Source organism: Halorubrum salinarum (assembly GCF_013267195.1).
GTDB lineage: Archaea > Halobacteriota > Halobacteria > Halobacteriales > Haloferacaceae > Halorubrum > Halorubrum salinarum.
On record NZ_CP053941.1, the window covers coordinates 1,225,193 to 1,239,708 of the forward strand.

Consider the following 14,516-nt stretch of genomic DNA (forward strand, 5'->3'; position numbering starts at 1 on the left):
TCGGCAAAAGGGCGTGGGTTCGCCGTCAGGTCAGCTGCACGTCGTCGACGTCGTAGTGCCGCTCCGCGAGCCGGCGGGCGGTCTCGATGTTCGCGCCGTCCGCGCCGATGGCGACGCCGCGGTCCGCCTCCGGGACCTCGACGTACGCCACGCGGTCGTTCTGCTCGGAGATGGTGACGGCGTTGACGGCCGCCGGCGCGAGCGTGCTGGCGACGAACGCCTCGGCGGTGTCCGCGTCCTCGACCAGTTCGATCGACTTGTCGAGCCGCCGTTCGGCCTCCGCGACGGTCTGGCCGCCCTGACCGATCGCGGCCGCCATCTCGCCGGCCGGGACCACGAACACGAGCCGGTCGCCCTCCACGAGGCAGTCGGTCGGCGTGACGCCGGTCAGCTCGTCGAACCGACCGATGTACCGCCGCGCCTCGTCGGAGAGCTCGACGCGCATTAGTCGTCGCTCACGACGCGCGACCCCATCCGGAGGTCGACGTCGCCGGTCCCCATCGAGATGGGCTTGCCGGCGATGACGTTCTCGATGACGCCGTCGAGGTCGTCGTACTCGCCGTGGATCGCGGCGTCGAGCAGGTGGTTGACCGTCACCTCGAACGCCGCGCGCGCGAGGACCGAGTCCTTGTTGCCGGAGATGCCGTGCCGGCCGATCGACTCGATCTCGCCGTTGTTCGTCATGATGTCGGCGACGAGCATGAGGTGCCGGACGTTCACGTCGTCGAGTCCCTGCTCTTCGAGCGTGTTCTTCGTCTCGTCGATGATCGTCTCGCGGGCCGCCTCGACCCCGAGGTTCCGGTAGATCTCGTGGATGTTGTTACACGTCGTCCGCGAGGCGTCGACGCCCTCGATGTCGAGGGTGTCGCCGAACGCCGACCCCTCGGTGTAGAGGACGAACTCCTCGTCGCCGTCGATCTCCTCTTTGCGGATGACGACGCGCTTGATCTCCTCGATGCCCTTGAAGACGATCTCCCGGAGCCGCTCGACGAGCTGGAGCAGCTCGCGGTAGCTCGGCTCGTTGGGGCCGAACTCGATGACCGTGCCGGCCTGGCGGGTCTCGACGCCGAGCGAGTCCTCGATCGTCTCGGCGATGATCTCCGCGACCTCCGTCGCGTCGGAGTGGGTGGGCCACCGCTCTAAGAGCGTGTCGTCGTTCAGGTCGATGCGGACCAGCATGTCGGCGACGTTGGTCGACACGTCGCCGAGCGCGAGGATGCGCGTCGCCTCGATCGACCAGACGACCTCGTGGGCCTTCTCGCGGTCAGTCGCGTACTCGCCGTCGAGGTGGACCGTCATCATCGGCGTGTCGGGCGTCTTCCGGGCGTCCACCAGCTCGATGAGCCGGGGGAGCCCCTGCGTGACGTCGATCTCCGCGACGCCCGCGTAGTGGAACGTGTTCATCGTCATCTGCGTCCCGGGCTCGCCGATCGACTGCGCCGAGACCGTCCCGACGGGGTCGAGGGGGTCGACCCGCGTCTGCTCGTAGCGGTTCACGACGCCGTCGACGATGGCGGTCGCCTGCTCGATGGTGACCTCGCCGGCCTCCTCGGCCTTCCGGTCGATGGCCTCGTACACCTTCGTCTTGAGCCGACGGGGGAGCTCGGTCGCCTCCACGACCGCCTCCATGTCGTCGGTGACGTGGTCGTACTCAGTCATCGGACTCCACCCCCGGCCCGCCGGCCTTGTTCAGCCCCGGCCCGGCGTGCTCCGAGAGGTTCGTCGGCGGCTCGCGCTCGCCGAGGAACCGCTCTTTCTCCTCGTCGGAGGCGAACTCCGCGTCGACCACGCGGTCGACGATCCCCTCGACGTCGATGCCGTCCTCCTCGCCGGAGGAGACCTTCACCGGCGAGGTGCCGTCCTCGCCGAACTCGAACTGGACGATCCGGCCCGAGGTGTCCCGGACCGTGCCGTCGTACTGCGCCTCCAGCTCGGAGAGCGCGTTGATGAGCCGGCGCTGGAGGTACCCGGACTTGGAGGTCCGGACCGCCGTGTCGACGAGCCCCTCGCGGCCGCCCATCGCGTGGAAGAAGAACTCCTGGGGCGTGAGCCCGCCGCGGTAGGAGTTCTCCACGAAGCCGTGGGCCTCCGAGGAGAGGTCGTTCGGCCGGTAATGCGAGAGCGTCCGGTCCTCGTAGCCGCGGTTGATACGCTCGCCGCGGACCGCCTGCTGGCCGACCGATCCGGCCATCTGCGTCAGGTTCAGCATCGAACCGCGGGCGCCGGAGCGGGCCATCACGACCGCCGGGTTGTCGTCGCCGAAGTGCTGGTCGGCGATCTCGCCGGCCGAGTCGCGGGCCTTCCCGAGCGTCTGCATGATCTTCATCTCCAGCGTCTCGTCGACGCCGCGGCCCGGGAGCGACTCCAGCTCGCCGGCCTCGTACGTCTCGATGAGCTCTTGGACGCGGTCGTAGGCGCTCTCGATGGCGTCGTCGACCTGCTCTTCGGCCTCCGGCGGGATCGACTCGTCGTCGATCCCGATCGAGAACCCGAAGTTCATGATCGCGCGCATCGCCAGCGACGCGATCTCGTTGATGAACACGCGGGCGCGGGTCTCGCCGTACTCCTTCGTGAGCGTGTCGACGACCTCGCCGCCGAACGCGCCGACCGCGTCCTCGTCGATGGTGCCCTCGATCAGCTGGCCGCCCTCGATGACGACCTCGTCGCCGGCCGAGGAGGTGAACGAGAGGTCCAAGTCGTCCGGGAGCAGCTCCGAGAACAGCGTGCGGCCGGTCCAGAACTCGCGGCCGTCGTCGTCGACGCCGTCGGCCTCGGGCAGCTCGTCGACGCGGGTGGCGCGAAGCAGGTCCAGCGCCTGCGTCTCCGTGAACTCGGGGTTCGAGTGGGTGAGCAGGTAGGTGCCGGAGATGTGGTCCTGGATGGCGCCGATGATGTTCCCGCCGAAGCGGGGCGAGAGGATCTGCTCTTGGACGCGCATGAGGACGCGGGCCTCGGCGCGGGCCTCCTCGTTTTGCAGCGCGTGCATGTTCATCTCGTCGCCGTCGAAGTCGGCGTTGTACGGCGGACAGACGACGGTGTTGAGTCGGAACGTCTTGTACGGCATCACCACGACCTCGTGGGCCATGATGGACATCCGGTGCAGCGAGGGCTGCCGGTTGAAGATCACGATGTCGCCGTCCACGAGGTGGCGGTTCACCTCCCAGTCGGCCTCGACCTTCTCGGCGAGCTCCTCGCAGTTCTTCTCGGTCACCTTCAGGCGGCGGCCGTCGGGGCGGCGCACGTAGTTCGCGCCGGGGTGGGCCTCGGGCCCGTTCCGGACGTACTGCCGCGCCTCCTCGACGTTGCGCTCGGTGACGTTGAGCGTCTGCGTCATCTCCTTGGCCACGCGGTCGGGCACGCCGACCTCGTTAAGCGAGAGCGTCGGGTCCGGGGAGATGACGGTCCGGGCGGAGAAGTTGACGCGCTTGCCGGACAGCGAGCCGCGGAAGCGGCCCTCCTTGCCCTTCAACCGCTGGCTGAGGGTCTTCAGCGGGCGCCCGGAGCGGTGTCGCGCCGGCGGCGTCCCGCTGATCTCGTTGTCGACGAACGTCGTGACGTGGTACTGGAGGAGTTCCCAGAGGTCCTCGATGATCAGCTGCGGGGCGCCGGCCTCGCGGTTCTCCATGAACCGCTGGTTGATCCGGATGATGTCGACCAGCTTGTGGGTGAGGTCGTCCTCGGAGCGCTGGCCGTTGTCCAGCGTGATCGAGGGACGGGTGGTCACCGGCGGCACCGGCAGCACCGTCAGGATCATCCACTCCGGCCGGGAGTGTTCGGCGTCGATGCCGAGCACTTCGAGGTCCTCGTCCGGGATGTCCTCGAACCAGTCGCGGATGTCCGAGGGCATCAGCTTGTTCATGTCCTCCTCGGTGAGGTCGACATCTAACGCCTTCTCGATGGCGCGGCGGTCCTCCTTGCGCGGGCGGAACTCGCCGGCCATGATCTCGTTGATCCGGTCGAGGGCGATGTCGGTCGCGTCGGCGAGCTCCTGCGGCGAGGTGCCCGGGTCGTCGTCCTCCTCGTCGGGCTGCATCGCGGCCGCGATGCGCTCGGAGTAGTCGCCCGAGAGCACGTCCTGGACCTCGTAGTAGGTGGTCGGCTTCTCGTGTTTGATGTCCGCCTGCGGCTCGCCGCAGAACGGGCAGGTCGACGCCTTCCGGGCCTGCCGGACGGCGGCCTTCAGCACGTCGTGCTCGTCGTCGCCCAGTTCCTTCGCCCGCTCGTAGCGGTCGCGGAACTCGTCGCGCTGCGCGTCGTCTAAGGCGAGCCGCCCGCACTCGCGGCACGTCGAGCGGAGCAGCCGCCGGATGAGCTTCGTGAAGCCCACGTGGATGACGGGGGCGGCCAGCTCGATGTGGCCGAAGTGGCCGTTACAGGAGCCGGAGTGGGAACCGCAGGTGCGGCACTCTAAGCCGGGGTCGATGACGCCCAGTCGCGGGTCCATCAGCCCCATGTCGATCGGATAGCCGTCGTCGTCGTACGTGTCGGCCGTGATCACCTTCGTCGCGGACATGTCCCGGTACGTCTCCGGGTCCATGAGGCCGAAGTCGATCCCGCCGAGCACTTTCGGTGTTTGCGTTGACATCTAAATCGCGTCCTCCAGTTCGAGTTTCGGTCGGATGCCGAGGGCGATCATCTCGTCGAGCAGGAGCTTGAACGCGTAGCTGACCTCCAGCTCGTGGATGTCGTCCTCGTCGCCCGTGACCGGGTCGTACACGCGGCGCTGCTCTCGGTCCTCGACGGCGACGAGCCCGGTCTCCGCGGAGACGTGGACCGTCTCGGCGTCGGAAGACTCCAGCAGCCGCTCGTTGAGCACCATCGACGCGCCGTGGCCGATGATCGTGTCGCGCTCCATCTCCCCGACGCGCAGGCCGCCCTCGCGGGCGCGCCCCTCGGTCGGCTGGCGCGTGAGCACCTGGACCGGCCCGCGCGAGCGGGCGTGGAGCTTGTTCGACACCATGTGGTACAGCTTGTGGTAGAAGATCGTCCCGACGAAGATCTCGGCGTCGATCTTCTCGCCGGTGACGCCGGAGTACATGACCTCCTTGCCGGAGGACTTGAAGCCGTACTCCTCGAGCTGATCGCGGAGCTCCTCTTCGTCTTCGCCCTGGAACGGCGTGCCGTCGACCCGCGAGCCGCGGAGCGAGCCGACCTTGCCGCCGAGCATCTCCAGCACGTGGCCGACCGTCATCCGCGACGGCAGCGCGTGCGGGTTCATCACGAGGTCGGGGACGACCCCCTCCTCGGTGAACGGCATGTCCTCCTGAGGCGCGAGGTGGCCCACGACGCCCTTCTGTCCGTGTCGGGACGCGAACTTGTCCCCGAGCTCGGGGACGCGCTGGTCGCGCACCTTCACCTTCGAGAGCTTGGAGCCGTCCTCGCCCTCCATCAGCGTCACGGTGTCGACGACGCCCGACTCGCCCGAGCGCATCGTCACCGAGGTCTCGCGACGCTTCTGCGGGGAGAGCCCGCCCATGTCGTCGGGCTCCTCGAGGAAGCGCGGCGGGCTGGTCTTGCCGAGCAGGACGGAGGACTCGTCGACCTTCGTCTCCGGGTTGACGAGGCCGTCCTCGTCGAGGTGCGTGTAGGCGTCCTCGCCGCGGGCGCCGCGCACGTCCTGGTCCGGGATCTCGAAGCGGTCCTCCTGACCGCCGGGGTAGCGGCGCTCCTCGCCCTCGTAGGTACGGAAGAAGTGCGAGCGGGTGAGCGCGCGGTCGACGGAGCCCTGGTTCATCACCAGCGCGTCCTCGATGTTGAACCCCTCGTAGGACATCACGGCGACGACGAAGTTCTGCGCCGCCGGCCGCTCGTCGAAGCTGATCTGGTCGGAGGTCTGCGTCTTCACCATCGCCAGCTGCGGGTAGTGGAGGAGGTGCTGGCGCGTGTCCGGCCGGATCCGGTAGTTCGCCGAGGGGAGCCCGAGCGACTGCTTCATCATCCCCGCGCCCATCGTAATCCGGGGCGAGGCGTTGTGCTCGGGGTAGGGGATCATCCCCGCGCCGATACCGAAGACGAGCTGCGGGTCGATCTCGAGGTGCGTGTGGTCCTCGGTCACGTCCTCCTCGTCGACGGCGACGAGGATGTCCTCCTCCTCCTCGGCGTCGATGAACTCGACGTAGCCGCGCTCGACGAGGTCCTCGAACTCGACGTCGCCGCGCTCGAGGGCCTCGATCTCCTCGTCGCCGAGGAGCGGCTCGCCGTTCTCGACGACGATGAGCGGGCGCCGCGCCCGTCCCGCGTCGGCGTTGACGATGACCTCGCGGGTCCGGTCTTTCACCGAGACGTTCACCATCTCCGAGACGTCGCCCCGGCGGCGCGCCTCGCGGATCTGTTCCGCGAGCTCGTGGGGGTTCTCGTGGGTGCCCACGAGGCTCCCGTTGACGTACACCTTCGCTTCGCGTTCTGCTTGTGCCATGATCAGTCGTCCGCCGTCTGTCGTTCGACGCCCTCGATGCCGGGGATCCCCTCGACACCCATCGACGCCAGTTCTCGTTTCAGCCCCTGTTCGTCCTCGACGGTCTGTGACAGCTCCATCGCCTGCGCGAAGTTCTTCACGAGCCCGCAGTTCGGCCCCTCCGGCGTCTCGGAGGGACAGATGCGACCCCACTGGGTCGCGTGGAGGTCCCGCGCCTCGAAGTGCGGCTGCGAGCGCGACAGCGGCGAGCGCAGGCGGCGCAGGTGCGAGAGCACGCCCATGTAGTCCGTCCGGTCGACGAGCTGGGAGACGCCCGAGCGGCCGCCGACCCAGTTCCCCGTCGCGATCGGGTGTTCGAGCCGCTCGGTCAGCACGTCGGAGCGGACGACGGTGTTGACGGTGAGCTGCCGGTTCCGCATGTTGGCGCGTTCGAGCTGGTACTTCACGTCGCGCGCCAGCTTGTTCAGCGCGGTGCGGAACAGGTCGCGCATGAGGTCGCCGGAGACCTTCAGGCGCTTGTTCGCGTAGTGGTCCTTGTCGTCGGCCTCCCGGCGGTCCAAGGCGAGCTCGAAGCACGCCTCGGCCATCCGGCAGAGGTAGTACGCCTTGTTGATCCGCACGTCCTCCTCGTCGACGCCCTCCTCGTGGAGGTGGGGGAGCAGGTAGCGGTCGATAACGTAGTTCGCCCGCTTGAGCTGGTAGTTCTTCCCCTGGCCGCTCGCGACGCGCTCGCCGAGGGTCTCGATCGCCCCCTCGGTCGTCTGGACGTCGGCCTCCTCTAAGTTCTCCAGCATGAACTTCACGATCTCGGGGTCGTCCGAGACGCGGTGGACGATCTCCTCGTCGGATTCGAGCCCGAGGGCGCGGACCAGCGTCACGAAGTCGATAGAGCCGGAGACGGAGGGGAACGACACTTCGAGAAGCCCCTCGCGGTTGCGCTCACAGAGGACCAGCGCGCGGTACCCGCGGCGCTGGGAGAACGTCTTCGCGACCTGAATCTCGTCGCCGTACTTCGAGTCGTACTCCGCGAGGATCTTGTTCGGCGCCAGGTCCTCCGAGGTCATCAGCACGCGCTCGGAGCCGTTGACGATGAAGTAGCCGCCGGGGTCGACGGGGTCCTCGCCGATGTCGATGAGCTCCTCGTCGGAGAAGCCCGCCATGTTACACTTGTCCGAGCCGACCATGATCGGCATCCGGCCGACCTTGGTCTCGGTCGTGTCGACGACCTGTTCGGGCTCGTCCTCGCCGCCGCGCACGATGGACATCTCCATGAACACGGGCGCCGAGTAGGTGATGTTACGGAGGCGCGCCTCCTGGGGGTAGAGCAGCTCCTCGGAGCCGTCGGCCTCGCGGACGCGCGGGGTGACCATCCGCACGTCGCCGAGTTCGACGTACACCGGTTCCTGGCCCTCCTTGTCGCCGATGTCCGTCTCGATCGTCTCCTTCTCGTCGACCACTTCCTGCATGCCGCGGTCCAGGAAGTTGTTGAACGAGCGGAAGTGGTGTTCGGCGAGCCGTTCGTCCGAGAAGTACTCGCGTGAAACCACGCGTCGGTCTTGCCTGTTCATGAGACGACCAGTCGGTACACGACCGCCTCGTCGGTCGTGCGGGAGTCGCGGACGATCTTCACCACGTCACCGACTTCGGCCTCGTCGGGGAGCGCGGGGTCTGTGCGTTTGATTTTCGGTAAATTCGTTTTCTTCACGTCGTACTCCGCCAGGACCTCCTCGACCTCCTCGGGGTCGTCGAGGAGAACGTGGTCCGGGACGAGTTCGTGTTGGCTTACGTCTACCATGGGTGCTGGTGGTGGGGAGAAGCTATCACGAGATACTACAGGTTCGTATATGCGCCAGCGGCATAAGACTTACCAAGCGCGCCGCGCACGGCTCACGGTCGCGGGGCGAGCGACACTGCCACACACGCGCGGTCGGCACAAAAGCATACCGGCCGCGACCCCGATCGGCCCCGCAACGTCGCGGCCCGCGAGCCGCAATTCCCTGTCACCCACCCGCACTCCCGTCAGGGATGACAAGCCTTATTTGCCAGACAGGGATACGAACTGATGCGACAAGCCCGGATGGTGTAGTGGCCCATCATACGACCCTGTCACGGTCGTGACGCGGGTTCAAATCCCGCTCCGGGCGTCCCCACGTTTCGGGGCGCTGTCGCTGTCTGCCCGGATGGTGTAGTGGCCCATCATACGACCCTGTCACGGTCGTGACGCGGGTTCAAATCCCGCTCCGGGCGTTCTTGTCGACGCCGACTACGAGCGAGGAGCGGTAGCGACGAGCGAGTCCGGCGTCGACGTACCCAGAAGGAATTTGAACCAGAGAGCGAAGCGACTCCCCCCGCCCTACAGACCCAGTTCCGCCCGGAGGTCGTCGACGAGCGACTCCGTCTTGGCGTCCGGATCCTCGTCGGTGTCGACGGGCGGCCGCCCGTCATACGTCTCGTGGACCATCGAGACGCCCTCGGCGAGCGTGTCGAGCCCGTAGCCGCCCTCCAGCACGTACGCGTCCGCGGCGCCGACGTTCTCGGCGAGCGTCCGGATCCGGTCGGTTAACAGCGCGTACCCCTCCGAGGAGACGCGCATCCGCGAGATGGGGTCGTGGCGGTGCGCGTCGAAGCCCGCGGAGACGATCAGCAGGTCGGGGTCGAACCGGTCGACGGCGGGCGCGATCGCCTCGTCGACGGCGTAGAGGTAGTCGGCGTCGCCGGCGCCGGCCGCCAGCGGGAGGTTCGCGGTCGCCCCCTCGCCGCCCCCCTCGCCGGTCTCGTCGAGGTCGCCGGTGTCCGGGTAGAGGCCGTCCTCGTGGAGCGACGCGTAGAAGACGTCGCCGCGGTCGTAGAAGATGTCCTGCGTTCCGTTGCCGTGGTGAACGTCCCAGTCGAAGATCGCGACGCGGTCCGCGAGGTCCTCGTCGAGCGCGGTCTGGGCCGCGACGGCGGCGTTGTTGAAGAAGCAGAACCCCATCGCGTCGTCGGTGACGGCGTGGTGACCCGGGGGGCGTCCGAGCGCGAACGGCGTCTGTCGGCCGGTCGAGCCGTCGAGTGCCGCGCGGGCCGCCCACTGGGCGAGCCCGGCGGAGGTGAGCGCGGCGTCCCACGTCCCGTCGCTGGCGACGGTGTCGGGGTCCCAGCTCCCGCCGCCGTCCGCCACGAACGACTCGAGCTCGTCGACGTACGCGGCGTCGTGGACCGCCGTGACCGCCGCCTTCTCGGCGGGGTCGGCCTCGACGTACTCGACGCCGTGGCGCTTGGCGAGCCCGCGGCGGATCGCGCGGAGCCTGTCCGGGTTCTCCGGGTGTCGTTCGCCGGTGTCGTGGTCGAGGCACCGCTCGCTGTAGCCGAACCGCATCTACTCGAACAGCGCGAAGTACGTCTTGATGTCCTCGGCCTGTACCGTCCGTCGGTCCGCGTGGCGGGCCAGCGTCGCGGCCGCGCTTGCGACGTTGTCCGCGTAGTCCTCTAAGATGTCGGCCAGCGCGACCCGCGCGTCGACGCCCACGCGGTACCGGTCGTCGATCCGGAGCCGAGCGATCCGGTCGATGGGCGCGACCGGCAGCGTGAGGTCCTCGCGGCTGACGACCTGCTCGACCCCGAAGTCGGCCGCCATCAGCGTTTTCCGACCGTCCGCGGTCGCCCGCTCGGCCGCGTCGACGGCCAGCTCCGCGCCGTGCGACTGGATCCGTCGCGCGAGCTCCTCGGCGGCGTCCGCGCTGACGCGGAGTTCCCCCGCGTTCCGCCGGATGATCCCGTCGACCGGCGCGAACGGCAACTCGACACTCATACACACAGTCGCGTCCGTGTATCGTATAACGCTTTCCGTTACCCGCGTGGCCGCCGGTTCCGGAGGGGAACCGGCCGCGTCAGAAGACGTCGTCGGCGTCGATGGTGCCGTCCCGCTCCGGCCCCCGGACGGTTATCTCCTCGCCGAGGCGGAGGCTCGCGTCGGTCTCGACCGTCTTCGTCCGCTGGCCGTCGTCGAGGACGACCGGGTCGCCCGTCTGGACGACCGTCCCGGTGAACTCCACCGCCTCGCCCGACTGCTCCGCCGTCGCGGCCGCGGCGCCGCCCGCGCCGCTCGCCTCGTCCTCGCCGCCCTCGCCGGCCACGGCCTCCGCGGCCGCCTTCTGTCCGTCCTCGGCGAAGGCGCCGAGCCCGGTCTCGTCGGCGTCGCGGTCGCCGCCCGAGCGTCCGCCCCCGGCGGCATCCGCCGCGTCGCTCTCTCCCTCGAGGACCGAGACGGTCGAGCGCCAGTTCGCGGACGCCTCCAGGTCGTCCTGCCAGCCGTCTTGGATCTCCACGTCGGTGAAGACGACGCGGTCGGCCAGTTCGATCTCGCGGTCGGCCTTGTCGCCCCACAGCGCGACGCGGATCTCGCCCGTCTCGTCTTTGATCCGGACGTTGCGGACCTGCCCCTCGCTGCCGTCGTCGCGGTCGAACGTCCGCTTCGGGTCCGTCTCGATGACGCCGCCGCCGACGTCGACGGTCTGTCCGATCTCCAGATCGGCGATGTCGGTCGTCTCGGGCACGTACTCCACGTCCTCGTCGACGCGCTCGACGGTCCCGCGGTCGCCGACGTGGAGCTCTAAGTCGCCGTCGCGCTCGCGGACGTAGCCGTCGCCGACCTCGACGACCTCGCCGGGGTCGAACTCCTCGGCGAGGTCGGCCTTCCCGTCCCACAGCGTGACGCGGACGCGCCCCGTCTCGTCGCCGACGGTGAGGTTCGCCACGCGCCCCTCGCTGCCGTCGTCGCGGTCGAACGTCCGGATCGAGTCGGTGTCGAGCACCTGGCCGACGAGGTCGACGTCGGACGCGCCGAGCGTGAGATCCTCCACGCGGTAGGTGTCGAGCACCTGGACGTCGACCTCGGCGTCCTCGTCCGGTTCGACCTTGTCCGCGCTCACTTCGAGCCCGCTGTACCCCTCCTTGGGGCGGCCCATGACGCGGAGGACCTGCCCGACCTCCAACTCCTCCTCGGCGGCCGCGGCCATGTCGTCCCACAGCGCGACCCGGACGGATCCGGAGGCGTCCGCGACGTCGACGTTACACACCCGGCCCTCCTCGGCCTCGTCGTCGTCGCGCTCGAAGGTCCGGACCTCGCCGATGGCGGTCACCTTCCCGAGGAATTTCACCTCGTTCATCCCCGGTTCGATGTCGGCGATGGTGTCGGCCTCCTCGTCGCGCAGCTCGTGCGCGATGAGCATCGCGGCGGTCTCCTCGTCGGCAAGCCCGCCCATCTGCTCGACCTTGTCCTCGACCGCGGCCTCGAACTCCTCGAACTCGACCTCGGTGTCGAGGTCCTCGTACACCTCTTCTATGGCTCCCATACTCGTCCCTCCGTGGTCGGCGAGGTCGCGCATAAGCGTTGCCGTTGCCCGGGGTTCGCGCCGGCTCCCGGCCGGTCGGCGGGGCGACCGGCGCGGGTCGCGGTCGCGGCTCGAAGGCGTCGCATAGCGGTTCATGGTGCCCGTCGATACAAAAGGTGTTCATCCCGCTCGGAGCGTCCGTGCGGACCGGGGGCACGCGGCCGCCGGACCGTAACCGTCTTAAGTTCTACCGCGATAGGTAGAGATGAGTCCTGGTAGGGTAGTGGACTATCCTCTTGGCTTGCGGAGCCAGGGACCGGAGTTCAAATCTCCGTCAGGACGCTCACTTTGCGGCTGCCTCGCTTCGCTCGGCAGCCGCTGCGTTCACGTCCTGACTTGCCTCACGCTCGCTTCGCTCGCGTGAGACTCCGTCAGGACGCATCCTTGGTACGGCTTCTAAATGACTCAGCGTCAGGTCATCAGCCGCAGTTCCCCCACCGCGAACGGTACGAACGCCGTAATGTGCGTCTTAGTCGTGCGGGTGGAAGCGCTCCATCGCGCGGCGGACCCCGTCGGTGTCGCCGATGAACGTCAGGTGGTCGCCGACCTCGACGACGCTGTCCGCCGAGGGGACGCGGTTGTCGCCGTCGCGGCTGACCACGGCGACGAAGGTGCCGTCGGGGATCTGCGCATTGAGGTCGCGGATGCTCTGCCCCGCGAGCGTCTCGGAGGTCACCTCCACCTCCTGGACGTCGTGGCTGTCGCCGAGCTCGTTCATCCAGTGGGTGAGCGCGGGCCGCTCGATCTCGTCGTCGATGGCGACCGCGGTCGCGGTCGTGGCGTCGATGCCGGTGACGCCGATGCTGTCGAAGGCGTCGACGTTGTCCGGGTCGTTCACGCGCGAGTAGACGGACTCGACGTCGAACTTGGTGATCGCGAGCTGACAGGCGAGGAGGTTGATGTCGTCGTCGGCCGTCGTCGTGATGAACCGCTTGGCGTCCTCGATGTGCGCCTCGCGCAGCGTCTCCGTGTCGCTGCCGTCGCCCTCGTAGACGGTGAACCCGGCCGAGCGCGCGCGCTCGACGACGTCGGGGTCCGTCTCGACGACCACGACGTACTCGCCCCTGTTCTCCAGTCGCGTGGCGAGCGCCTGGCCGACCCGACCCCCGCCGATGATTATCGTGCGCATTGGTGACACTCCGAGGAACTCTCCGATCTGCCGCGCGAGCCCCGCCTCCACGAGGACCGTCGCGAAGATGACCGCGAACACCGTGCCGACGAGCAGTTCGCCGGCGGCGACGCTGCCCGCGAGCTCCAGCTCGATGGCGAACAGCGTCGCCACGCTCGCCGGGATGATACCCCGCGGGCCGACGCTCGCGAGGAACAGCCGCTCGGGCCGGGTGAACCGCTCGACGCCGGCCGTCGCGATGAACGCCCCCAGCGGCCGGAGGACGAGCATGACAACGATCACGATCGCGACCACGCCGAGCCCGAGGCCGGCGATCGCCTCCACGTCGATCAGCGCCGCGAGCGAGATGAACACGAACGATAAGACGATCGTGGTGGTGTTCTGCGCGAACCGCTCGATCTCCTCGCGGTTGTCGATCCCGAGGTTCCCGAGGAGGATCCCGCTCGTCGCGGCCGCCGCGATGCCCGCCTCCGCGGCGACCGCCTCCGCGGCCGCGAACGACCCGATCGCGGCCGCCAGCACGAGGAACTGCGACGCCTGAACGTCGCGTTCGGGGACGAGGTCGCTCTCCAGCAGCGCGTAGATGACGACCGTGGCGAGCAGCCCCGCCGCGACCCCGACGCCGAACCGCTGGAGGAACGAGACCACCGTCGCGGGGACGCCGAGGTCGTCGAGCAGCAGCGTCTCGAAGATGACGACCGCGACGATCGCGGCCGTCACGTCGTTGACGATCCCCTCGGTCTCCAAGGCGGTCGCGACGTGGTCGCGCACCCGGACCACGTCGAGGATCGGCGTGATGACGGTCGGGCCGGTGGCCACGAGCAGCGCGCCGATCAGCAGCGCGATCTCCCACGTGCCGTCGGTGAACGCGCGGACCGCGGCCGCGGTCCCGACGAACATCACGAGGGCGCTGACGGTCACCAGCCGGAGCGACGCCGTCGACGCGCGCCGGATCCGGTCGATCCGGAGGGCGAACGCCCCCTCGAAGACGATGATCGCGACGCTGAGCCCGACGATGATCTCCAGGCCGTCGCCGAACGTCTCCAGCGTGACCAGCCCCAGCAGCTCGGGCCCCAACAGCACCCCGATCGCGAGGTAGAAGATGACGCTGGGGACCCGCAGCCGGTGCGCGAGGAGCTGGACCCCGAGCCCCGAGACGAGGACGACCGCGATCACCGGGAGCAGGCTACTGGACACGGCTACCGGCGATACGCTCCCGGCCTTCCTTAGTGTACTGGTGGTCCGGACGGCGGCCGGTCCGCCGCGACAACCGGCCGCGGCATTGAGTCACACACACGAGCAACTATTAATTCGGTTCCGTCTCTCGGTAAGAGTACGCCCGGTCGGTCCCCACCGCCGGGTCGAACCCATGACCGTCCGCGACCCCATCCCGACGTTCGCCCTCCGCCGGAGCGTCCGGAAGGTCCGCGGGCCGGTCGCCGCTCTCCTCGGCGCCGTCGCCGCGTGACCCCGACGCGGGGACGGCCGGCTCGTCCACCGAGACGAGCCCCCTGCCGCTCCCTTCCCCGACGCGACGGCTTCGACTCGTAGCGCGTCCCGCCGTTCTCGACGGCCGAACCGACTCGACCCGCGAGGCGTC

Annotated in this window: 10 protein-coding genes and 3 tRNA genes; 3 read left to right on the forward strand and 10 right to left on the reverse strand. The window is 68.8% G+C overall.

The window, feature by feature from the left end:
- Window positions 1-25: 25 nt before the first annotated feature.
- From HPS36_RS06180 to HPS36_RS06205, 6 genes are read right to left on the reverse strand one after another with little or no spacing between them, the layout of a single operon-like run.
- Entirely contained in the window at window positions 26-445 is a 420-nt protein-coding gene (locus tag HPS36_RS06180) for a NusA-like transcription termination signal-binding factor (protein ID WP_173229169.1), read from the reverse strand.
- A complete protein-coding gene (gene rpoA2, locus HPS36_RS06185) occupies window positions 445-1,659 on the reverse strand; it encodes a DNA-directed RNA polymerase subunit A'' (RefSeq protein ID WP_173229170.1) in 1,215 nt (404 codons plus the stop codon). Before rpoA2 ends, HPS36_RS06180 begins: the two co-directional genes overlap by 1 nt.
- A complete protein-coding gene (locus HPS36_RS06190) occupies window positions 1,652-4,585 on the reverse strand; it encodes a DNA-directed RNA polymerase subunit A' (protein WP_173229172.1) in 2,934 nt (977 codons plus the stop codon). Before HPS36_RS06190 ends, rpoA2 begins: the two co-directional genes overlap by 8 nt.
- On the reverse strand, window positions 4,586-6,415 hold the full coding sequence (gene rpoB, locus HPS36_RS06195; protein WP_053770170.1) for a DNA-directed RNA polymerase subunit B: 1,830 nt from the start codon (window positions 6,413-6,415) through the stop codon (window positions 4,586-4,588).
- 2 nt (window positions 6,416-6,417) lie between these two features.
- Entirely contained in the window at window positions 6,418-7,983 is a 1,566-nt protein-coding gene (locus tag HPS36_RS06200; RefSeq protein WP_173229174.1) for a DNA-directed RNA polymerase subunit B'', read from the reverse strand.
- Entirely contained in the window at window positions 7,980-8,210 is a 231-nt protein-coding gene (locus HPS36_RS06205) for a DNA-directed RNA polymerase subunit H (RefSeq protein WP_004599097.1), read from the reverse strand. The genes HPS36_RS06200 and HPS36_RS06205 overlap by 4 nt, the downstream gene beginning before the upstream one ends.
- A 276-nt stretch (window positions 8,211-8,486) precedes the next feature.
- Here HPS36_RS06205 and HPS36_RS06210 point away from each other — a divergent pair.
- Window positions 8,487-8,559 (forward strand) — tRNA-Asp (locus tag HPS36_RS06210).
- Between the two features lie 30 nt (window positions 8,560-8,589).
- A tRNA-Asp gene (locus tag HPS36_RS06215) sits at window positions 8,590-8,662 on the forward strand.
- 106 nt (window positions 8,663-8,768) lie between these two features.
- On the opposite strand, the gene HPS36_RS06220 is transcribed toward HPS36_RS06215, so the two are convergent.
- From HPS36_RS06220 to HPS36_RS06230, 3 genes are all read right to left on the reverse strand, one after another.
- Window positions 8,769-9,773 carry a histone deacetylase family protein gene (locus tag HPS36_RS06220; RefSeq protein ID WP_173229176.1) on the reverse strand — a complete coding sequence of 335 codons (1,005 nt, stop codon included), beginning with the start codon at window positions 9,771-9,773 and terminating at the stop codon, window positions 8,769-8,771.
- A complete protein-coding gene (locus HPS36_RS06225) occupies window positions 9,774-10,205 on the reverse strand; it encodes a histone family protein (protein ID WP_173229178.1) in 432 nt (143 codons plus the stop codon). It abuts the gene before it with no gap.
- Between the two features lie 79 nt (window positions 10,206-10,284).
- Window positions 10,285-11,748 carry a single-stranded DNA binding protein gene (locus tag HPS36_RS06230; protein ID WP_173229180.1) on the reverse strand — a complete coding sequence of 488 codons (1,464 nt, stop codon included), beginning with the start codon at window positions 11,746-11,748 and terminating at the stop codon, window positions 10,285-10,287.
- A 248-nt stretch (window positions 11,749-11,996) separates the two neighbouring features.
- Between HPS36_RS06230 and HPS36_RS06235 the strand changes: the two genes are divergently transcribed.
- Window positions 11,997-12,069 (forward strand) — tRNA-Arg (locus HPS36_RS06235).
- A gap of 187 nt (window positions 12,070-12,256) precedes the next feature.
- Here HPS36_RS06235 and HPS36_RS06240 read toward each other — a convergent pair.
- On the reverse strand, window positions 12,257-14,092 hold the full coding sequence (locus tag HPS36_RS06240) for a cation:proton antiporter domain-containing protein (protein WP_173230797.1): 1,836 nt from the start codon (window positions 14,090-14,092) through the stop codon (window positions 12,257-12,259).
- Window positions 14,093-14,516 lie beyond the last annotated feature (424 nt).